This window comes from Variovorax sp. J31P179, assembly GCF_030316985.1.
In the GTDB taxonomy this organism is placed as follows: Bacteria; Pseudomonadota; Gammaproteobacteria; order Burkholderiales; family Burkholderiaceae_C; genus Variovorax; species Variovorax ginsengisoli_B.
Window position 1 is genome coordinate 198,408 of the sequence record NZ_JASZYL010000008.1, and the last position, 19,312, is coordinate 217,719.

Annotated in this window: 17 protein-coding genes and 1 other RNA gene; 6 read left to right on the top strand and 12 right to left on the bottom strand. The window is 67.1% G+C overall.

The window, feature by feature from the left end; genetic code table 11:
- Positions 1-5: 5 nt before the first annotated feature.
- The 12 genes from QTI17_RS21930 to gyrA form a co-directional block, all read right to left on the bottom strand.
- On the bottom strand, positions 6-974 hold the full coding sequence (locus QTI17_RS21930) for a TRAP transporter substrate-binding protein (RefSeq protein ID WP_286535585.1): 969 nt from the start codon (positions 972-974) through the stop codon (positions 6-8).
- A 172-nt stretch (positions 975-1,146) separates the two neighbouring features.
- Entirely contained in the window at positions 1,147-1,512 is a 366-nt protein-coding gene (locus tag QTI17_RS21935) for a ComEA family DNA-binding protein (protein WP_286535586.1), read from the bottom strand.
- 107 nt (positions 1,513-1,619) lie between these two features.
- Positions 1,620-2,804 (bottom strand): lipopolysaccharide assembly protein LapB, encoded by a 1,185-nt coding sequence (gene lapB, locus QTI17_RS21940; RefSeq protein ID WP_286535588.1) that lies wholly within the window; start codon positions 2,802-2,804, stop codon positions 1,620-1,622.
- Positions 2,794-3,111, bottom strand: a complete 318-nt coding sequence (locus QTI17_RS21945; RefSeq protein ID WP_286526303.1) for a LapA family protein — start codon at positions 3,109-3,111, stop codon at positions 2,794-2,796. Before QTI17_RS21945 ends, lapB begins: the two co-directional genes overlap by 11 nt.
- A gap of 32 nt (positions 3,112-3,143) precedes the next feature.
- Entirely contained in the window at positions 3,144-3,461 is a 318-nt protein-coding gene (locus QTI17_RS21950) for an integration host factor subunit beta (RefSeq protein WP_286508188.1), read from the bottom strand.
- A 68-nt stretch (positions 3,462-3,529) separates the two neighbouring features.
- Positions 3,530-5,215: a 30S ribosomal protein S1 gene (rpsA, locus tag QTI17_RS21955; protein WP_286526302.1), complete on the bottom strand. Its 1,686-nt coding sequence runs from the start codon at positions 5,213-5,215 to the stop codon at positions 3,530-3,532.
- 172 nt (positions 5,216-5,387) lie between these two features.
- Positions 5,388-7,382 (bottom strand): bifunctional 3-phosphoshikimate 1-carboxyvinyltransferase/cytidylate kinase, encoded by a 1,995-nt coding sequence (locus tag QTI17_RS21960; protein WP_286535590.1) that lies wholly within the window; start codon positions 7,380-7,382, stop codon positions 5,388-5,390.
- A gap of 2 nt (positions 7,383-7,384) precedes the next feature.
- Complete coding sequence (locus tag QTI17_RS21965) at positions 7,385-8,263, bottom strand: prephenate dehydrogenase (protein ID WP_286535591.1); 879 nt, start codon at positions 8,261-8,263, stop codon at positions 7,385-7,387.
- Positions 8,264-8,345: 82 nt separating this feature from the next.
- Positions 8,346-9,464, bottom strand: a complete 1,119-nt coding sequence (gene pheA / locus QTI17_RS21970; RefSeq protein ID WP_286535592.1) for a prephenate dehydratase — start codon at positions 9,462-9,464, stop codon at positions 8,346-8,348.
- A gap of 113 nt (positions 9,465-9,577) precedes the next feature.
- A complete protein-coding gene (gene serC, locus QTI17_RS21975; protein ID WP_286535713.1) occupies positions 9,578-10,645 on the bottom strand; it encodes a 3-phosphoserine/phosphohydroxythreonine transaminase in 1,068 nt (355 codons plus the stop codon).
- 50 nt (positions 10,646-10,695) lie between these two features.
- A complete protein-coding gene (locus tag QTI17_RS21980; RefSeq protein WP_286535593.1) occupies positions 10,696-11,280 on the bottom strand; it encodes a DUF2059 domain-containing protein in 585 nt (194 codons plus the stop codon).
- A complete protein-coding gene (gyrA, locus tag QTI17_RS21985; RefSeq protein WP_286535594.1) occupies positions 11,277-13,928 on the bottom strand; it encodes a DNA gyrase subunit A in 2,652 nt (883 codons plus the stop codon). Before gyrA ends, QTI17_RS21980 begins: the two co-directional genes overlap by 4 nt.
- 225 nt (positions 13,929-14,153) lie before the next feature.
- Between gyrA and ompA the strand changes: the two genes are divergently transcribed.
- The 6 genes from ompA (at position 14,154) to QTI17_RS22015 (ending at position 19,312) form a co-directional block, all read left to right on the top strand.
- On the top strand, positions 14,154-14,801 hold the full coding sequence (gene ompA, locus QTI17_RS21990; RefSeq protein ID WP_286526293.1) for an outer membrane protein OmpA: 648 nt from the start codon (positions 14,154-14,156) through the stop codon (positions 14,799-14,801).
- A gap of 97 nt (positions 14,802-14,898) precedes the next feature.
- Positions 14,899-15,618, top strand: a complete 720-nt coding sequence (gene ubiG, locus QTI17_RS21995) for a bifunctional 2-polyprenyl-6-hydroxyphenol methylase/3-demethylubiquinol 3-O-methyltransferase UbiG (protein WP_286535595.1) — start codon at positions 14,899-14,901, stop codon at positions 15,616-15,618.
- Positions 15,615-16,283: a phosphoglycolate phosphatase gene (gene gph / locus QTI17_RS22000; RefSeq protein ID WP_286535596.1), complete on the top strand. Its 669-nt coding sequence runs from the start codon at positions 15,615-15,617 to the stop codon at positions 16,281-16,283. Before ubiG ends, gph begins: the two co-directional genes overlap by 4 nt.
- 12 nt (positions 16,284-16,295) lie before the next feature.
- Positions 16,296-16,683, top strand: a transfer-messenger RNA (tmRNA) gene (gene ssrA, locus QTI17_RS22005).
- A gap of 91 nt (positions 16,684-16,774) precedes the next feature.
- Complete coding sequence (gene ggt / locus QTI17_RS22010) at positions 16,775-18,553, top strand: gamma-glutamyltransferase (protein ID WP_286535597.1); 1,779 nt, start codon at positions 16,775-16,777, stop codon at positions 18,551-18,553.
- On the top strand, positions 18,554-19,312 hold the full coding sequence (locus QTI17_RS22015) for a pseudouridine synthase (protein ID WP_286535598.1): 759 nt from the start codon (positions 18,554-18,556) through the stop codon (positions 19,310-19,312). It abuts the gene before it with no gap.

The window sequence follows — 19,312 nt, forward strand, 5'->3', positions numbered from 1 at the left end:
CGCCCTTACATCTTCTTGTAGGCGTCGACCACGCTCTGACCCTCGGGGCCGGCTTTCTCGAGCCATTCCTTGATCATCGTGTCGCCCACTTTCTTCATGTCGGATTTGAGCTGGGCGGAGGGAACGTGAACGGTCATGCCGTTCTTCTTCAGCAGGTCGAGGTACTCGAGGTTCTTCTTCTTCGACAGTTCCCAGCCGCGCTTCTCCGCCTCGGCGCCGGCCTTCAGCAAGGCCTCCTGCGATGGCTTGTCCAGCGCGTCGAAGGCCTTCTTGTTGACCAGCACCGCGTTCTTCGGCAGCCAGGCCTGCGTGTCGTAGAAGTTCTTGATGTATTCGTAGGTCTTGGTGTCGTAGCCGGTCGATCCGGACGACATGTAGGACTCGATCACGCCGGTGGCCATGGCCTGCGACAGCTCGGCCTGCTGCACCGTGACGGGCTGGGCGCCGACCAGTTCGCCGATGCGTGCGGTCGCGGGGCTGTAGGCGCGCCACTTGACGCCCTTCAGGTCGGCGGCCGAGGCAATCTCCTTCTTGACGAAGATGCCCTGCGGCGGCCATGCGACCGCGTACAGCAGCATGATGCCCTGCTCGGCCAGCTTCTTCTCGAGCACCGGCTTCTGGGCCTGATAGAGCTTCCAGGCCGCGTCGTAGCTGTCGGCCAGGAACGGGATGCCGTCGGCACCGAACATCTGCCATTCGTTCTGGTAGTTGACCAGCAGGATCTCGCCCATCTGCGCCTGGCCGCCCTGCACCGCACGCTTGATCTCCGGTGCCTTGAACAAGGCCGCATTCGAATGCACCGTGATCTTGAGCTTGCCGGCGCTCGCCTTGTCCACGTCGCTCGCGAACTGAGTGATGTTCTCCGTGTGGAAGTTGGTTGCGGGGTAGGCCGTGGGCAGGTCCCACTTGGTCTGCGCGAAGGCGGCGGCGCCGAGGGTCAGGCCAGCGAGGGCAATGCCGAACTTGTGATGCATGGACTCTCCAGAAGGTGCGGAAGTAGAAAGGCGATCGGCAGCATACGTGCAAATATCGGGCCACTGCTCGGGCCTTTCCCTGCCACGGCAGTCCCGATGGGCGACTGGCTCGGGCCACGAAAAAGCCGCCCGGAGGCGGCCTCGTGTTGTTGTCCGGCGTGGCCGGAACGGTTCAGGGCTTGGCTGCGGCCTTGACCGGCGCCGGCGCCGCTGCGGCCTTGCCCGCCGCCTTCGGCTCGACCTTCGCCGCCGTGACGGCGGGCGCCGCCGGCGCGCCGAAGCCCTGGCCATCGATCGTCAGCCCTTCGGCCGACAGCTGGGTCGCCGCCTTGTCCTTCACGCCTTTGACCCGGCTCATGAAGTCGGCCCAGTCCTTGAACGGCGCCTCCTTGCGGGCGTCCGTGATGCGCTTGGACATGGCCGGGCCCACGCCCTTGATCCCGAGCAGCTCCGCCTCGGTGGCCTTGTTGGCATCGACTGCGGCCCAGGAGCCGACAGCAAACAGCATGGCCGCGATGGCCACTATCTTCTTCATCATCTTTTTTCTCTCCCTGACATGGTGTGGGAGGTGCCGAAGCACCCCGCCGCGCGCCGAGTGCGCCCGGCGCGGACCATGATATCGGCGAAGCGCCTCGGCAGGGGCGGTCAGAGTTCCTCGACGCGCCGTGGGGGGTAGCTGTCCCAGGCCTGGCAGCCCGGGCAGTGCCAGAAGTACTGGTGGGCCTCGAACCCGCAGGCCGCGCAGCGGTAGCGCATCAGCGGCCGGGTGGCCTGGTCGAGCGAGCGCTGCACCTGCGGGTGGAATTGCTCGTGTTCGAAACGCTCGCCGGCCAGCCAGCGCGAGGCCGCCACCAGCGAGGGATGGTGCGCCAGATGGGCGATGTAGCCGTCGCGCGGCTGCGCCGAGATCGCCGCATCCGAGGGCGCATCGTCGGGCAATGCCGGCGTGCCGCCCAGCGCGATGATCGCCTCGAGCACATCGATCGATGGCGACGCCACGTAGCGCCGCTGCAGCAGGGCGAGCGCCTCGCCGGAGCGCTGCGAAGCCACGGCGGCCTGCTGCATCGCCGCCGCGTACAGGGGCAGCGCCAGCGGCGCGGTCTCGCTCAGTGCCGCCAGCGTGTCGAAGGCTGCCGCCGCATCGCCCTTGCGCAGTTGCAGCGTGGCGCTGTCGATGGCCGGCCGCGGCGCCTCGGGCGCCAGCGCGACGGCCTGCTGCAGCAGCCGGCCCGCGCCCCCGAGGTCGCCGGCGGCCACGCGTTCGGCCGCCTGTTCGCACAGATGGTGGGCCCGGCGGGTGCCGTAGCTGGCTTGGTCGGATTCATCGAGCTTCTGTGCCACGTCCTCGGCCTGCGCCCATTCGCGCGAACGTTCGTAGATGGCGAGCAGCGAGAGCCGGGCCTCGTTCTCGTAGCGCGTGCCTTCGAGCTTCTGCAGCGCGGCCTCGGCGCGGTCGAGCAGCCCGGCGCGCAGGAAATCCTGCGCCAGCGCGTGCTGCGCGCGGTCGCGATCGGCGCGGCTCAGATCGCCCCGGCCCAGCAGGTGCTCGTGCACGCGGACTGCGCGCTGGTATTCGCCCCGGCGCCGGAACAGGTTGCCCAGCGCGAAATGCAGCTCCTGCGTGTCGGGGTCGTTCTGCACCGCCTCGATGAAGGCGTCGATGGCCTGGTCCTGCTGCTCGTTGAGCAGGAAGTTCAGGCCGCGGAAATAGGCCTTGGGCGCCTGGCGGTTCTCGATCCTGAGCTGCCGCAGGTCGAAGCGCGAAGCGAGCCAGCCGAGCACGAAGGCGATCGGCAGGCCGAGCAGCAGCCAGCTGAAATCAAAGTCCATGTTGGCGAACGGCGGGCAGGTCGGTGGTGGCAGGCGCGGGCGGCGCCGCGGGCGAGGCCGTCGTCGGGGCGACCGGGGCGGCCGGTCGCTGGGCGGCGGCGCTGCGGTGTTTCCACCAGCCCGGCAGCATGCCGAGCGCGCCGACCACCAGGCCGCCGGCAAAGGCGGCCAGCACCACCAGCACCAGCGGCGCGCGCCACGAGGTGCCGAAGAAGAAGTAGACGGTGGCGTCGTGCTGGTTGTTCAGCGCGAAGGCGAAGAGGGTAAAAAAAATGGCTGCCTTGAGCAGCCACAGGAGGTATTTCATGCGGGTCCCCGATGGCCGGGGAATTCTATGCCTCAGCGGGCCTTGTTCTTCTCGGCGTCGAGGATCGCGGTCTGGGCGTCGACCGCCTCGCGCAGGGCCTTGCCCGGCTTGAAGTGGGGCACCCGCTTCTCGGGGATCTGGACGCTCTCGCCGGACCGCGGGTTGCGTCCGATGCGCGGCGGGCGCCGGTTGACCGTGAAGCTGCCGAAGCCGCGGATCTCGATGCGGTGCCCGCGCACCAGCGCGTCGCCCATGGCGTCAAGAATGGTCTTGACGGCGTATTCGGCATCGCGGTGCGTGAGTTGCGCAAAGCGGGCTGCGAGTTCTTCGACGAGATCGGAGCGGGTCATGGCAAGAAATGTAGGCGAAAAAAAAGACAGGGTGGCGCCCGGCGCCGACCCTGTCCCCGGGACCCGGATTACTTGTCCGAGTTGTCCAGCTTGGCGCGCAGCAGGGCGCCCAGGCTGGTCGTGCCCGCGTTCTCGCGTGCCGACTGCTGGCTCAGGCTGGCCATGGCGCCTTGCTCGTCGACCATGTCCTTCTGCTTGATCGACAGCTGGATGTTGCGGGTCTTGCGATCCACATTGACCACCACGGCCGTGACTTCGTCGCCTTCCTTGAGCACGTTGCGTGCATCTTCCACGCGGTCGCGGGAGATTTCGCTGGCGCGCAGGTAGCCGATGATGTCTTCGCCGAGGTCGATTTCAGCGCCGCGGGCGTCCACGGTCTTGACCTTGCCGGTCACGACCTGGCCCTTGTCGTTCACGGTCGTGAACGTGGTGAACGGATCGCTGTCGAGCTGCTTGATGCCCAGCGAGATGCGCTCGCGGTCGACGTCGACGGCCAGCACGATCGCTTCGACTTCCTGGCCCTTCTTGTAGTTGCGAACGGCGGTCTCGCCGGTTTCGTTCCACGAGAGGTCGGACAGGTGGACCAGGCCGTCGATGCCGGCAGCCAGACCCACGAAGACGCCGAAGTCGGTGATCGACTTGATCGGGCCCTTGACGCGGTCGCCGCGCTTGGTGTTCTGCGCGAACTCTTGCCACGGGTTGGCCTTGCACTGCTTCATGCCCAGGCTGATGCGGCGCTTGTCTTCGTCGATCTCGAGGACCATGACTTCGACTTCGTCGCCGAGCGAGACGATCTTGTTCGGCGCGATGTTCTTGTTGGTCCAGTCCATTTCGGAGACGTGCACCAGGCCTTCGATGCCGGGTTCGAGTTCGACGAACGCGCCGTAGTCGGCGATGTTCGTGACCTTGCCGAACAGGCGGGTCGATTGCGGGTAGCGGCGCGAAACACCCATCCACGGGTCGTCGCCCATTTGCTTCAGACCCAGCGAGACACGGTTCTTCTCGGTGTCGAACTTGAGGATCTTGGCGGTGATTTCCTGGCCGGCCTGCACCACTTCGCTCGGGTGGCGGACACGGCGCCATGCCATGTCGGTGATGTGCAGCAGACCGTCGATGCCGCCGAGGTCGACGAACGCACCGTATTCGGTGATGTTCTTGACGACGCCGCGCACGACTGCGCCTTCCTTCAGGGTTTCCATCAGCTTGGCGCGTTCTTCGCCCATGCTGGCTTCGACCACGGCACGGCGCGACAGCACGACGTTGTTGCGCTTGCGGTCGAGCTTGATGACCTTGAATTCGAGGGTCTTGTTCTCGTACGGGGTCAGGTCCTTGATCGGACGGGTGTCGATCAGCGAACCCGGCAGGAAGGCGCGGATGCCGTTGACCAGCACCGTGAGGCCGCCCTTGACCTTGCCGCTCGTGGTGCCGGTGACGAAGTCGCCGGATTCGAGGGCCTTCTCGAGCGCGAGCCACGAAGCCAGACGCTTGGCGGTGTCGCGCGAGAGGATGGTGTCGCCGTAGCCGTTTTCGACGCTGCCGATGGCCACGGAAACGAAATCGCCGGCCTGGACTTCGAGCTCGCCCTTGTCGTTCTTGAACTCTTCGATCGGCACGTAGGCTTCGGACTTGAGGCCTGCGTTGACGACGACGTGGTTGTGTTCGACACGCACGACTTCGGCGGTGATGACCTCACCGGTGCGCATCTCCGAACGCTTCAGGGATTCTTCGAATAGGTCGGCAAAAGATTCAGACATGTGTTTTTCCTTCCGTCACGCAGGGTTTGCAGCGGCGATGGCGACATTGCCTGCAGCTGGCTTGGATCTGGCGACGGCGGTTGTGTGGGCATGAAGCCCGGTTAGGGTTGAACAACCAGCAGGGCCGATGCGCTGTCGCGCGGCGGGGACCCGGCTGGATCGAAAACACCGTTCAAGCGGACTCGAACGGCTGTACTTCCTGCCACCAGGCAAGCACCTGCACGACCGATTGCTCGATCGTCTGGTGCGAGTTGTCCAGGAGGCGGGCATCAGGCGCCGGCTTCAGTGGCGCGACGCTGCGGGACGAGTCCCGAAGGTCACGCGCTTCCAGGTCGGCGCGAAGACTGTCGATTGTAGTCGAAATACCCTTTGAAATCAACTGCTTATAGCGCCGTTCGGCACGGTGGGCGGCGCTCGCCGTGAGGTAGACCTTGAGCCCGGCGTCCGGGAAGATCACGGTGCCCATGTCGCGGCCGTCGGCCACCAGGCCCGGCAGGCGCCGGAAGCTGCGCTGCAGGGCCAGCAGGGCAGCCCGCACCGCCGGCAGCACCGAGACGCGCGAGGCGTCCATGCCGGCGGCCTCGGTGCGCAAGTCCTCGCTCACATCCTCGCCTGCCAACAGCACCTTGCCCTCGTTGAACACGAGAGGCAGGGCCCGCGCCAGGTCGGCGATGCGGGCCTCGTGGGCGGGTTGGGCGTCGAGTCCGGCGCGCCGCATCGCCAGCCCGGTCACGCGGTAGAGCGTGCCCGAGTCCAGGTAGTGATAGCCGAGCCGCCGTGCCACCTCGACCGTCAGCGTGCCCTTGCCCGAGGCGGTCGGGCCGTCGATGCAGATCACCGGCACCTCGGGCGCATGGGCGACCGAGAACAGGGTCTCGAAATAATCGGGGAAGGTCTTGGCGACGCAGTGCGGATCGAGGATGCGCACCGCGACGCCGTCCGGATTGAAGGCCGCCAGCGAAAAGCACATCGCCACCCGGTGGTCGTCGTAGGTCTTGATGCTGGCCGGCCGCCAGCTGCCGGCCGGCAGCGGGTGGACGCGGATGAAGTCGGGGCCGTCCTCGACCGTGGCCCCGAGCTTGCGCAGCTCGTTGGCCATGGCGTCGATGCGGTCGGTTTCCTTGACGCGCCAGCTGGCGATGTTGCGCAGCGTGCTCGGGCCATCGGCGTAGAGCGCCATCACGGCCAGCGTCATCGCGGCATCGGGAATGTGGTTGGCGTCGAGGTCGATGGCCCGGAGCGGCCAGGCGCCGCGCGAGATCGCCAGCCAGTTCGGGCCGCTGTCGACCCTGGCGCCCATCTGGCGCGCGGCCTCGATGAAGCGGATGTCGCCCTGGATCGATTCGGCGCCGACGCCCTCGATCCGGATGCCTGTTCCTTCGGCGATGGCGCCGAGCGCGATGAAGTAGCTGGCCGACGACGCATCGGCCTCGACGTGGATGTCGCCCGGCGAGCGGTACTGGCTGCCGGCCGGAATCGTGAAGCGCTGCCAGCCCTCGCGCTGCACGGTGATCCCGAAGCGCGCCAGCAGGTTGAGCGTGATCTCGATGTAGGGCTTGGAGATCAGTTCGCCGACCACGTCGATCACGATGTCGCGCCGGGCGGCTAGGGGCAGGGCCAGCAGCAGCGCGGTCAGGAACTGGCTGGAGACGTCGCCGCGGACGCGGATCGGGGCGTCGAGCTGCAGGTCGTCGAGCGCGACCGGATGGATCTGCAGCGGCGGATAGCCCGGGTTGCCGAGGTAGTCGACACGGCAGCCGAGCTGGGTCAGGGCGTCGACCAGGTCGCCGATCGGGCGCTCGTGCATCCGCGGCACTCCGCGCAGCTCGAACTCGCCGCCCAGCAGGGCCAGCGCGGCGGTCAGCGGCCGCATCGCGGTGCCGGCGTTGCCGAGGAACAGCGACGCCGAGGGCGTCTTCAACCGGCCGCCGAGCCCTTTGATGCGCAGGGTGTCGCCGGCGCGCTCGACGCTGCAGCCGAGCGCGGCCAGCGCATCGAGCATGACCCGCGTGTCGTCCGAATCGAGCAGGTCGTGCACGGTCGTCGTGCCGCTGGCCAGTGCCGCCAGCAGCAGCACGCGGTTGGAAATGCTCTTGGAGCCCGGCAGCCGGACGGTGCCGGCGGCCGCGTCCAGCGGCGGGATGTCGAGGAAGGGGGTCGTGAACATGGTCAGTCCGGCGAGGCGGCCACGCCGGGCTGCCACAGGGAGCGAGTGCCGCTCGCCGCCGCGATCGCGTCTTCCAGCTCCTGGGCGTTGCCGGTGCGCACCAGCGCCTCGAGGTGGGCCAGGGCCTCGCGGAAGCCCTGGGCCTGCAGCAGCACCTGCTCGCGGTTGGCCAGCAGGACGTCGCGCCACATGGTCGGGTCGCTGGCGGCGATGCGCGTGAAGTCGCGGAAGCCCGGGCCCGCCAGTTCGAGGAAGCGGCTCCCCTGGGGGTGCGCGGTCATGGCGTTGATGAAGGCGAAGGCCAGCAGGTGCGGCAGGTGGCTCACGGCCGCGAAGGCGCTGTCATGGGCCTCGGGCGTCATCGTCACCACCTTGGCACCGATGGCGGTCCAGACCTTGGAGGCCCGCTGCACGTTCGAGCGCAGCGTGGCCTTGACCGGCGTGAGCACCACCTGGCGCCCGGCGTACAGGTCGGCATCCGCATGCTCGACGCCGGCAACCTCCTTGCCGGCGATCGGGTGGGCCGGGACGAAGGCGCCGATCTGGTCCTGCAGGCCGCGCCGCGCCGCCTCGATGACGTCGCCCTTGGTCGAGCCGACGTCCATCACGAACATCTTGTCGTTGATGCCGTGGCGGATCGCCTTGAAAGTCTGCTCGGAAGCGCCGACCGGGACCGCGATCAGCACCAGGTCGGCGCCCGACATCGCCAGCAGCGCCGATGGCGCCGCGACGTCGATGACACCAAGCTGCCGGGCGCGTTCGGTGGTCGAGGGCGACTTGCTGTAGCCGACCACCCGCTTCACCAGTTTCGCGCGCTTGAGCGCCAGCGCGAACGAGCCGCCCATCAATCCGCAGCCGATCAGGCCCAGTTGTTCGATCATCGTCAGTGCCCGCCCGGCCGCCCGAAGGGCACTGAGCGCGCCCTCGGGGGGCAGCGATACGCGAAGCGATGAGCGTGGGGGTTCATGCCGTGATGGGGTAGGCGCCGAGAACCTTGTAGAACGCGCACAGCTTGCGCAGTTCGACGAGCGCGGCGGCCACGTTGGGCTGCGAGGGATGGCCGTCGAGGTCGATGTAGAAGTAGTACTCCCACTGGCCGGTGCGGGCCGGCCGCGACTCGAAGCGGGTCATCGAGACGTTGTTGGCCTTGAGCGGCACCAGCAGGTCGTGCACCGCGCCGGGCTGGTTGGGCACCGACACCACGAGGCTGGTGCAGTCGCGCCCGGTCGCCGGCGGCATCGCCAGCGTCTGCGGCAGGCAGATGACGGCGAAGCGGGTGCGGTTGTAGGAGTCGTCCTGGATCGCGTGGGCCACGATGTGCAGGCCGAAGCGGGTGGCCGCGCGTTCGCTGGCCAGGCCTGCCCAGGCCGGGTTGCCGGCCGCCAGCCGGGCGCCTTCGGCGTTGCTCGACACTGCGCGCCGCTCGGCGTTCGGCAGGTGCTTGGCGAGCCAGGTCTGGCACTGGGCCAGCGCCTGCGGATGGGCCAGCACCGCCTCGATGCCCTCGAGCGAGTTGCTCGAACGCAGCAGGTGGTGGCGCACCAGCAGGCTGACCTCGCCGACCACGTGGGTCGGCGAGTGCAGGAACAGGTCGAGCGAGCGCGTGACCACGCCCTCGGTGGAGTTCTCGACCCCGACCACGCCGTACTGGGCGCTGCCGGCGGCGGTGGCATGGAAGACCTCGTCGAAGCTGGCGCAATAGACCAGGTCGGCGGCGCCGCCGAAGTACTCGACCGCGGCCTGCTCGCAGAAAGTGCCTTCGGGGCCGAGCACGGCGACCCGCTGCGGCGATTCGAGCGCCAGGCAGGCCGACATGATCTCGCGCCAGATGGCGGCCACGTGCAGCGCCTTCAGCGGGCCGCCGTTGCTCTGCTGCATCTTCTCGATCACCTGGGCCACGCGGTCGGGCCGGAAGAACGGCGTGCCCTCGCGCTTCTTGACCTCGCCGACCTGTTCGGCCACGCGGGCGCGCCGGTTCAGGAGGTCGAGGAGCTGCTGGTCGAGCGAGTCGATCTGCACGCGCAGATCGGCCAGGCCGGGGGAGGTTTCGGGGGTGGAGGGCGGTGTGGCTGGTGCGGTCATTGGTCAAGTGCTCGGTGTCTGCAGGTCCCTAGGTCGGCGCCGGGCCGCCCCAAGGCGGCCTGCGGCCCCCTCGGGGGGCAGCGACACACGCAGTGAGGAGCGTGGGGGTCAGATCAGGCACGCGACCGTTCGAATTCTCGCATGTAGGCCACCAGCGCCTGCACGCCGGCCAGCGGCATGGCGTTGTAGATGCTGGCGCGCATGCCGCCGACCGACTTGTGGCCCTTGAGCTGCAGCAGCCCGGCCTCGCGGGCGCCGGCCAGGAAGGCCTCGTTGCGGCTTTCGTCGGCCAGGAAGAAAGGGACGTTCATGCGCGAGCGGCAGCTGGGGTCGACCTTGTTGGCGTAGAAGTCGGAGCCGTCGATGAAGTCGTACAGCAGCCGCGCCTTGGCGACGTTGCGCGCCTCCATGGCCGCGATGCCGCGCAGTTCGCCTTCCTGCTGCTCCCGCAGCCACTGGAAGGTCAGGCCGGCGATGTAGATGCCCCAGGTCGGGGGCGTGTTGTACATCGACTGGTTGTCCGCCACCGTCTTGTAGTTGAAGGCGCTCGGGCAGATCTGGAGCGCGTGGCCGAGCAGGTCGTCGCGCACGATCACGATCGTGAGGCCGGCCGGGCCGAGGTTCTTCTGGGCGCCGCCGAAGGCCAGGCCCACGCGCGACCAGTCGACCGGGCGCGACGCCACGTGCGACGAGAAGTCGATCACCAGCGGTGCCTTGCTGCCGAGCGCGGCGAGGTCGGGCAGCTGCTGGAATTCGATGCCGTTGATGGTCTCGTTGGTGCAGACGTGGACGTAGGACGCATCGGCCGAGAGCTGCCAGCCGGCCGGATCCGGCAGCCGCGTGTGGCCGTCCGCCGCATTGCTCGCCACCACCTTCGCCTCGCAGTAGCGCTGGGCTTCCTTGTGCGACTTGATGCTCCAGCTGCCCGTGAGGACGAAGTCGGCACGCGTGCCGCGCGACAGGTTCATCGGCACGATCGCGTTCTCGCCCAGCCCACCGCCCTGCATGAACAGGATGTGGAACTGCGACGGTACCGCGAGCAGTTCGCGGATGTCGGCCTCGGCCTGCGTGCAGATCGCGCCGAACTCCTTGCCGCGATGGCTCATTTCCATCACGCCCATGCCGCTGCCGTGCCAGTCGAGCATCTCGGCGGCGGCGCGCTGCAGCACCGCCTCCGGCATCGCGGCCGGACCGGCGGAGAAGTTGTACGGGCGCGGACCCGCGGGCTTCGTCACTTCTTGGCAGGCGCCTTGGCGGGCGCTGCGGGCTTGCCGGCACCAGCGGCTCCGCCGGTCGGTGCGCCCAGGGCCTTGGCGACGCTGGCGTCGAGCGCGACCATCTTCGGCTCGATCGTGGCGCGGGTGTCAGCCACCAGCTTTTCGGTCAGGGCGGTCTGCAGCTTGGGGTTGACCTCCTGGTACTTCTTGCTCAGCGGCGAGCTGATCCAGGCCATGAGCTGCTTGAGTTCGTCTTCGCTGAAGTTCTGCTCCATGATCGGGGTCAGGGCGCCCGGTGCCAGTTGCACGGCCTTGTCGCGCACGATCGGGTAGGCCTCGTCGAAGTACTTCTTGAGTTCGGCATCGGCGGCCTTGGCGGCGGCTTCGCGCTTCTCGGCCGGCACCTGCGTCTGCAGGTACTGGGAGCCGGCCTGGGCGATCGGGGCGCTCGACTGTTCGACCAGTCCGCGCGCCAGCGATTCGATGCCGGGGCGCTGCATGTCGATGAACTGCTTGATCAAGGTCGCCTTGTCCTGGGCCATGGCCAGCGAGCTGCCGGCAAGCGCGGCCGTGAGGAGCGCGAGTTTGATTTTTTTCACTGAGGGTTCTCCGTTGAAGGGGGGGTGGAAGTGTCGTCGTCGGCGCCGGGTTCATTCTCGATATTCGCGTCATTCTCGACGATGCGCTGCAGCCCGCTGAGCTTGGCGCCTTCGTCGAGTCCGATCAGGGTGACGCCTTGCGTCGCTCGCCCCAGTTCGCGGATTTCGGAGACTCGGGTGCGCACGAGGACACCCTTGTCGGTGATGAGCATGATCTCGTCGTCGGCATGCACGAGAGTCGCCGCCACCACTTTGCCGTTACGTTCACTTTGTTGAATCGCGATCATGCCCTTGGTTCCCCGGCCGTGACGCGTGTACTCGGTAATGCTTGTACGTTTTCCGTAACCGTTTTCGGTCGCGGTGAGCACGCTCTGCTCTTCGTCCTCGGCCACCAGCATGGCGATCACGCCCTGGCCGTCTTCCAGCGTCATGCCGCGCACGCCGCGGGCGTTGCGGCCCATCGGGCGGACGTCGTTCTCGTCGAAGCGCACCGCCTTGCCGCCATCGGAGAACAGCATCACGTCATGGGCGCCGTCGGTCAGGGCGGCACCGATCAGGTAGTCGCCCGGGTCGAGGTCGACCGCGATGATGCCGGCCTTGCGCGGGTTGCTGAATTCGTCGAGCGCGGTCTTCTTGACCGTGCCCATCGAGGTCGCCATGAAGACGTACTGGTTGGCCGGAAAGGTGCGCTTCTCGCCGGTGAGCGCCAGCACGACGTTGATCTTCTCGCCTTCCTGCAGCGGGAACATGTTGACGATCGGCCGCCCGCGCGAGCCGCGCGAGCCCGCCGGCACCTCCCAGACCTTGAGCCAGTAGAGCCGGCCGCGGTTCGAGAAGCACAGGATGTAGTCGTGCGTGTTGGCGATGAACAACTGGTCGATCCAGTCGTCTTCCTTGGTCGCCGTCGCCTGCTTGCCGCGGCCGCCGCGCTTCTGGGCCCGGTACTCGCTGAGCGGCTGGCTCTTGATGTAGCCGCTGTGCGACAGGGTCACGACCATGTCGGTGGGCGTGATCAGGTCCTCGGTCGAGAGGTCGAAGGCGCTGTGTTCGACCAGGCTGCGGCGGGCGCCCAGCTTGCTCTGGCCGAACTCCTGCTTGATCGCGCCGAGCTCGTCGCCGATGATCACCGAGACCCGCTCCGGCTTGGCCAGGATGTCGAGCAGGTCGTCGATCTCGGCCATCACGTCCTTGTATTCAGCGACGATCTTGTCCTGTTCGAGGCCGGTCAGGCGCTGCAGGCGCATCTGCAGGATTTCCTGGGCCTGGGTGTCCGACAGCTTGTAGAGGCCGTCGGCGTGCATGCCGTATTCGCGCTCGAGGCCGTCCGGCCGGTAGTCGTCGGCGTTGATCACGCCGCCATCGGCGCGGGTGCGGGTCAGCATCTCGCGCACCAGCTTGCTGTCCCAGGCGCGGCTCATCAGCTCGGCCTTGGCGACCGGAGGCGTCGGCGCGTTGCGGATGATCGCGATGAATTCGTCGATGTTGGCCAGCGCCACCGCCAGGCCTTCGAGCACATGGCCGCGCTCGCGCGCCTTGCGCAGGGTGAACACGGTGCGGCGAGTGACCACTTCGCGGCGGTGCTGCAGGAAGACCTCGATCAGGTCCTTGAGGTTGCAGAGCTTCGGCTGGCCGTCGACCAGCGCCACCATGTTGATGCCGAAGGTGTCCTGCAGCTGGGTCTGCTTGTAGAGGTTGTTGAGCACCACCTCGGGCACTTCGCCGCGCTTGAGCTCGATCACCAGCCGCATGCCCGACTTGTCGGATTCGTCCTGGATGTGGCTGATGCCTTCTATCTTCTTCTCGTGCACCAGCTCGGCCATGCGCTCCTGGAGCGTCTTCTTGTTGACCTGGTAGGGCAGCTCGTCGACGATGATCGCCTGCCGCTGGCCACGGTCGATGTCCTCGAAGTGGCACTTGGCGCGCATCACGACCTTGCCGCGGCCGGTGCGGTAGCCGTCCTTGATCCCGTTGATGCCGTAGATGATGCCGGCGGTGGGGAAGTCGGGCGCCGGCACGATCTCCATCAGGTCGTCGATGCTGGCGTCGGGGTGGCGCAGCAGGTGCAGGCAGGCGTCGACCACCTCGTTCAGGTTGTGCGGCGGGATGTTGGTCGCCATGCCGACCGCGATGCCGCCGGCGCCATTGACCAGCAGATTTGGCAGTTTGCTCGGCAATACCAGCGGCTCTTTTTCGGAGCCGTCGTAATTGGGGCCGAAATCGACTGTTTCCTTGTCGATATCGCCCAGCATTTCGTGGGCAATTTTGGCCAGCCGGATCTCGGTATAGCGCATGGCGGCCGCCATATCGCCGTCGACCGAGCCGAAATTGCCCTGACCGTCAACCAGCATGTGGCGCATCGAGAAGTTCTGCGCCATCCGCACGATGGTGTCGTAGACCGACTGGTCGCCGTGCGGGTGGTACTTGCCGATGACGTCGCCGACGATACGTGCCGACTTCTTGTAGGGCCGGTTCCAGTCGTTGTTGAGCTCGTGCATGGCGAAAAGCACACGCCGATGCACCGGTTTGAGGCCGTCCCGGGCGTCCGGAAGGGCGCGCCCGACGATCACGCTCATGGCGTAATCCAGGTAGCTGCGACGCATTTCCTCTTCGAGGCTGATGGGCAGTGTTTCTTTGGCGAACGAGGTCATGGGCGGCACGCTGACGGCAAGGGAGGCGGAATTTTACGCTGTGGACGGTGTCGCACCGCCGCAACACAAGGCCGGTATTCCGCCTCCGTCCTACGTTTCCGGGGCGTCTGCGGGGGGGTTTGCCAAAGACCCTATGGCACAATCGCCTCAACGTTTTGGGTGGTGGTCACTTAAAGCGTCCTTGATTCGCAGCGCGGCTGCGGCTTTTTCCCCAAGAGGAGAACCATGAAGAAACTGAATAAAGTGGCGATGATGTTTGCAGTCGCTGCGCTCGCCACTGCCGCCGGCGCGCAGACCCGTGTCACCGCTGCGAATGGCGGACCGGTCATCGATAACTGGCAAAACGGCACGGGCGAACTGGTCTGGAAGAACGGCACGAACGAACTGTGCTGGCGCGATGCCAACTGGACGCCCGCAACGGCTGCCGCTGGTTGCGACGGCGCTCTGGTTCCGGCACCTCCTGTGGCTGCTGCACCTGCTCCGGCACCGGCTCCGGTTCCCCCGGCAGTCGCTGCTTCGAAGGTCACCTTCGCCGCTGACGCATTCTTCGACTTCGACAAGTACGTCCTGAAGCCTGAAGGCCGCGCCAAGCTCACCGACCTGGTCTCCAAGATCAAGGACGTGAACCTGGAAGTCATCATCGCCGTGGGTCACACCGACTGGATCGGTACCGTTGCGTACAACCAGAAGCTGTCGGTCCGCCGCGCTGAAGCCGTCAAGGCCTTCCTGGTCTCGCAAGGCGTCGAAAAGAACCGCGTGTACACCGAAGGCAAGGGCAAGAGCCAGCCGATCGCTGACAACCGCACCGCCGAAGGCCGCGCCAAGAACCGCCGCGTGGAAATCGAAGTGGTCGGCACCCGCCCCAACAAGTGATTCGCCAGAATCGCTGATGAAAACCCCGCCTCGGCGGGGTTTTTTTATGGCCGGCCGCGCGCCGGCATTTCAATTCGCGACGTTTCATAATCGCTGCATGACAGATACCGTGAATGCCGATCCGGCGGAACTCGCCAAATTTTCCGAACTCGCGCACCGCTGGTGGGATCTCGAAAGTGAATTCCGGCCACTGCACGAAATCAATCCGCTGCGGCTCGACTGGATCGACGGCATCGCACCGATTGCCGGGCGCAAGGTGCTCGACGTGGGCTGCGGCGGCGGAATCCTGGCCGACTCGATGGCGCGCAAGGGCGCCGAGGTGCTGGGTGTCGACCTGGCCGACAAGGCGCTCAAGGTGGCGCAGTTGCATGCCCTTGAGGCCGGCACGCGCGGCGTCAAGTACCGTTCGGTCAGTGCCGAGGCGCTGGCGGCCGAGCAGCCAGCCGCTTTCGACGTCGTGACCTGCATGGAGATGCTCGAACACGTGCCCGATCCGGCCTCCGTCGTCAAGGCCTGCGCCGACCTCGCCAAGCCCGGCGGCTGGGTCTTCTTTTCGACCATCAACCGCAACCTCAAGTCCTTCATGCTGGCGATCGTGGGGGCCGAGTACCTGCTGGGCATGCTGCCGCGCGGCACCCACGAATACCAGAAGCTGATCCGGCCGAGCGAGCTGGCCGCCCATTGCCGTGCGGCCGGACTCGATCTGCGCCACACCCGCGGCCTGGAGCACAACCCGCTGACCCGGCGCTACTGGCTGAGCGGCGACACCAGCGTCAACTACATGTTCGCGACCCGCAAGCCGGCGGCTCCCCTGTGAGCACGCGCCGCACCGAAGCCGTCCTGTTCGACCTCGACGGCACCCTGATCGACAGCGCCCCCGACCTGGGCGCCGCGGCCGACCAGATGCGGACCGAGCGCGGCCTGCCTTCGCTGCCGCTCGCGCGCTATCGCCCGATGGCGGGCGCCGGCGCGCGGGGCATGCTGGGCGTGGCGTTCGGCATCACGCCCGAGGCGCCCGATTTCCCGGTACTGCGGGAAGAGTTCTTCGTCAAGTACGAATCGCGGATGCTGCTCAACACGCAGGTCTTCGAAGGCGTGGCCGAGCTGGTCGAGGCGCTGAGGGCATCGGGCCTGCAGTGGGGCGTCGTCACCAACAAGTCCGAGCGCTTCACGGTGCCGTTGACACGCGCGATGGCGCTGTTCGAGAGTGCGCGCGCGATCGTCAGCGGCGACACCACGCCGCATGCGAAGCCGCATCCGGAGCCGCTGTTCGAGGCGGCGCGCCGGCTCGGCGTCGCGCCGGAGCACTGTGTCTACGTGGGCGACGACGAACGCGACATGATGGCCGGCCGGGCCGCCGGTATGCGGACCGTGGCTGCCACCTACGGCTACATGGGCGAGCAGGCGGAAGTCGCGCGCTGGGAAGCCGACGCCGCGATCGCTTCGCCGATGGAACTCTTGCAATGGCTGAAACAGGCCTAAAATGCGAGCCTTGGGGCTGCACTGGTTTCGACGTGGGTTCGGAATCGCAGCGGGGCATGTCGAGCTGAATGCGCTCGTAAAACAGATTCAAACAAACTAACTGCAAACGACGAACGTTTCGCACTCGCCGCTTAATTGCCGGTGAGCTTTGCAACAGCAGGCCGATGGGCTGGGCAAGGGGGCGCTAGAGCAATCTGACGCCTCCCGGCTGCAAAGATAATCTACATGGGCTGGTCCTGATCCGGGTACCTTGGGTCGGGACGAGAAAATAGGGTGCTGGCGGCCGGTGTAGCGTGCGACTGCGCGACACCGGTGGCGAGACTCAAATCAGACCGCTAAACATGTAGATCTGCGCGAAGAAGGCTTGCGGACGGGGGTTCAAATCCCCCCAGCTCCACCACTCAAGAACGCGCCGCCGATGCATTTTGCATCGGCGGCGCATCTGCGATCCAATCCCTCCACGGCACCCCCTGTCCCGTGCAAAGAGGCCCATGGATTCATCGAAGACGACATTGACGACCCACAGCGACGTGCATGCGCGGCGCCACTGCTGGACGAAGGCGCTGCGCCTGGGCGTGGCAGCGGCATTCACGTGGGCCGGCGCCTTTGCGCAGGCGGCCTCGCAGGCACCGGTCACCGCCGAGAACGGCATGGTCGTGAGCGCCCAAACCCTGGCGACCCAGGTGGGCGTCAATGTGCTCAAGCGCGGCGGCAACGCGTTCGACGCCGCGGTGGCGGTGGGCTACGCGCTGGCGGTGGTCTATCCGGCGGCCGGAAATCTCGGCGGCGGCGGATTCATGACGGCGCAGCTGGCCGACGGCCGCAAGACCTTCCTGGATTTCCGCGAGAAGGCGCCGCTGGCGGCAACGCCCGACATGTACCTCGACAAGACCGGCAACCTGATTCCGGGCCTCAGCACCCGGGGCCACCTCGCGGTCGGTGTGCCCGGCACGGTCGCCGGCCTCGAGCGGGCCCGCGAACAGTACGGCACCATGAAGCGCAGCGCGCTGGTCGCGCCGGCGATCGCGCTGGCCGAACGCGGCTTCGTGCTGCAGCAGGGCGACATCGACATGCTGGCGACCGCCACCACCGATTTCAGCAGCGATCCGGCGTCGGCGGCGGTGTTCCTGAACAAGGGCGAAGCCTTCGCCGTGGGGCAGAAGCTGGTCCAGAAAGACCTGGCGAAGACCTTGAAGGCGATCAGCCGCCACGGGGTCGACGGCTTCTACAAGGGGCCCGTGGGCAGCGCGATCGTGGCCTCGAACCAGGCCGGGGGCGGGCTGATCACGCAGGCCGACCTCGACCAGTACAAGGCGCGCGAACTGCTTCCGATCGAGTGCAGCTACCGCGGCTATCGCGTCATTTCGGCGCCGCCGCCGAGTTCGGGCGGCGTGGTGCTCTGCGAGATGCTGAACATCCTCGAGGGCTACCCGCTCAAGTCGCTGGGCTTCCGGTCGGCCCAGGGCGTGCACTACCAGATCGAGGCCATGCGCCATGCCTACGTCGACCGCAACAGCCAGCTGGGCGACCCGGACTTCGTGAAGAACCCGGTCGAGCGCCTGATCGACAAGCGCTATGCCGACAAGATCCGCAGCACCATCGATCCGGCGCGCGCCGGCGTGTCCAAGGACCTGCGCAACGGGGTCGCGCCGCACGAAGGCAGCAACACCACGCACTATTCGATCCTCGACCAGTGGGGCAATGCGGTGTCGGTGACCTACACCCTCAACGACTGGTTCGGCGCCAAGGTCATGGCGGCAGGCACCGGCGTGCTGCTCAACAACGAGATGGACGACTTCACCTCGAAGGCGGGCGAACCCAACATGTACGGGCTGATCCAGGGCGAAGCCAACGCGATCGCGCCGGGAAAACGGCCCCTGAGCTCGATGAGCCCGACCATCGTCTCGCGGGACGGACGGCCGGTGCTGGTGGTCGGCACGCCGGGCGGCAGCCGCATCATCACGACGGTGCTCCACAGCATCCTGAACCTGGTCGACTACGGCATGGACGTGCAGGAAGCCGTGGACGCGCCGCGCTTCCACCAGCAGTGGATGCCGGACGTGACCAACGTCGAGCCGTTCGCGCTGTCGCCGGACACCCGCAAGATCCTGGTCGACATGGGCCACGAATTCGGCGAGGCCCAGCCCGCCAACCACCTGGCGGCGATCCTGGTCGGCGCGCCGACGCTAGGGGGCCGGCCGGTGGGCGCCAACCGCTTCTATGGCGCCAACGATCCGCGCCGCAACACGGGCCTCGCGCTCGGCTACTGAATGCATATCGAAGAAATTCTCTACACCCAGGGCTTCGGCACCCGGCGCGTGTGCGCCGGACTGGTCCAGCAGGGCTTCGTCACGATCGACGGCGCCCCGGTCACAGATCCCGGCGCGGACGTGGCGACCGACGGCCTGCACTTCACGGTCCAGGGCACTGCCTGGGCGTACCACGAGAAGGCCTACCTGATGCTGCACAAGCCGGCCGGCACCGAATGCTCGCAGAAGCCGTCGACCTACCCGAGCATCTACACGCTGCTGCCTTCGCCGCTGCGGCTGCGGCCGAACAAGGGGGCCGTGCAGGGCGTGCAGGCGATCGGTCGCCTCGACCAGGACACCACGGGCCTGCTGCTGCTGACCGACGACGGCCAGTTCATCCATCGGATGGGGTCTCCGAAGCACCATGTGCCGAAGGTCTACGAGGTCACGACCAAGCATCCGGTCGACCCGGGCCAGATCGACCGGCTGCTGGCCGGCGTGGTGCTCGACGACGACCCGAAGCCGGTCCGGGCCGCCGCCTGCGAGGCCACCGGCCCGCTGCAGCTGAGGCTGACCTTGACCGAAGGCAAGTACCACCAGGTCAAGCGCATGCTGGCGGCGGTCGGCAACCGGGTCGAGGCGCTGCATCGCTCGCGCATCGGGCAACTGGCGCTGCCGGACGACCTGGCGCCCGGCCAGTGGCGCTGGCTTGACGCGGATCAAGTCGAAGGCCTGCGCAGCGCGCGCGGCGGTCAGCCAACGGTGGGTGTGGGTCGTTAA

What these genes read in the sequence shown, in the direction of transcription:
- QTI17_RS21930 (WP_286535585.1), bottom strand. Translation starts at nt 974, where the DNA reads ATGCATCACAAGTTCGGCATTGCCCTCGCTGGCCTGACCCTCGGCGCC.
- QTI17_RS21935 (WP_286535586.1), bottom strand. Translation starts at nt 1,512, where the DNA reads ATGATGAAGAAGATAGTGGCCATCGCGGCCATGCTGTTTGCTGTCGGC.
- lapB (WP_286535588.1), bottom strand. Translation starts at nt 2,804, where the DNA reads ATGGACTTTGATTTCAGCTGGCTGCTGCTCGGCCTGCCGATCGCCTTC.
- QTI17_RS21945 (WP_286526303.1), bottom strand. Translation starts at nt 3,111, where the DNA reads ATGAAATACCTCCTGTGGCTGCTCAAGGCAGCCATTTTTTTTACCCTC.
- QTI17_RS21950 (WP_286508188.1), bottom strand. Translation starts at nt 3,461, where the DNA reads ATGACCCGCTCCGATCTCGTCGAAGAACTCGCAGCCCGCTTTGCGCAA.
- rpsA (WP_286526302.1), bottom strand. Translation starts at nt 5,215, where the DNA reads ATGTCTGAATCTTTTGCCGACCTATTCGAAGAATCCCTGAAGCGTTCG.
- QTI17_RS21960 (WP_286535590.1), bottom strand. Translation starts at nt 7,382, where the DNA reads ATGTTCACGACCCCCTTCCTCGACATCCCGCCGCTGGACGCGGCCGCC.
- QTI17_RS21965 (WP_286535591.1), bottom strand. Translation starts at nt 8,263, where the DNA reads ATGATCGAACAACTGGGCCTGATCGGCTGCGGATTGATGGGCGGCTCG.
- pheA (WP_286535592.1), bottom strand. Translation starts at nt 9,464, where the DNA reads ATGACCGCACCAGCCACACCGCCCTCCACCCCCGAAACCTCCCCCGGC.
- serC (WP_286535713.1), bottom strand. Translation starts at nt 10,645, where the DNA reads ATGCCGGAGGCGGTGCTGCAGCGCGCCGCCGCCGAGATGCTCGACTGG.
- gyrA (WP_286535594.1), bottom strand. Translation starts at nt 13,928, where the DNA reads ATGACCTCGTTCGCCAAAGAAACACTGCCCATCAGCCTCGAAGAGGAA.
- ompA (WP_286526293.1), top strand. Translation starts at nt 14,154, where the DNA reads ATGAAGAAACTGAATAAAGTGGCGATGATGTTTGCAGTCGCTGCGCTC.
- ubiG (WP_286535595.1), top strand. Translation starts at nt 14,899, where the DNA reads ATGACAGATACCGTGAATGCCGATCCGGCGGAACTCGCCAAATTTTCC.
- ggt (WP_286535597.1), top strand. Translation starts at nt 16,775, where the DNA reads ATGGATTCATCGAAGACGACATTGACGACCCACAGCGACGTGCATGCG.
- QTI17_RS22015 (WP_286535598.1), top strand. Translation starts at nt 18,554, where the DNA reads ATGCATATCGAAGAAATTCTCTACACCCAGGGCTTCGGCACCCGGCGC.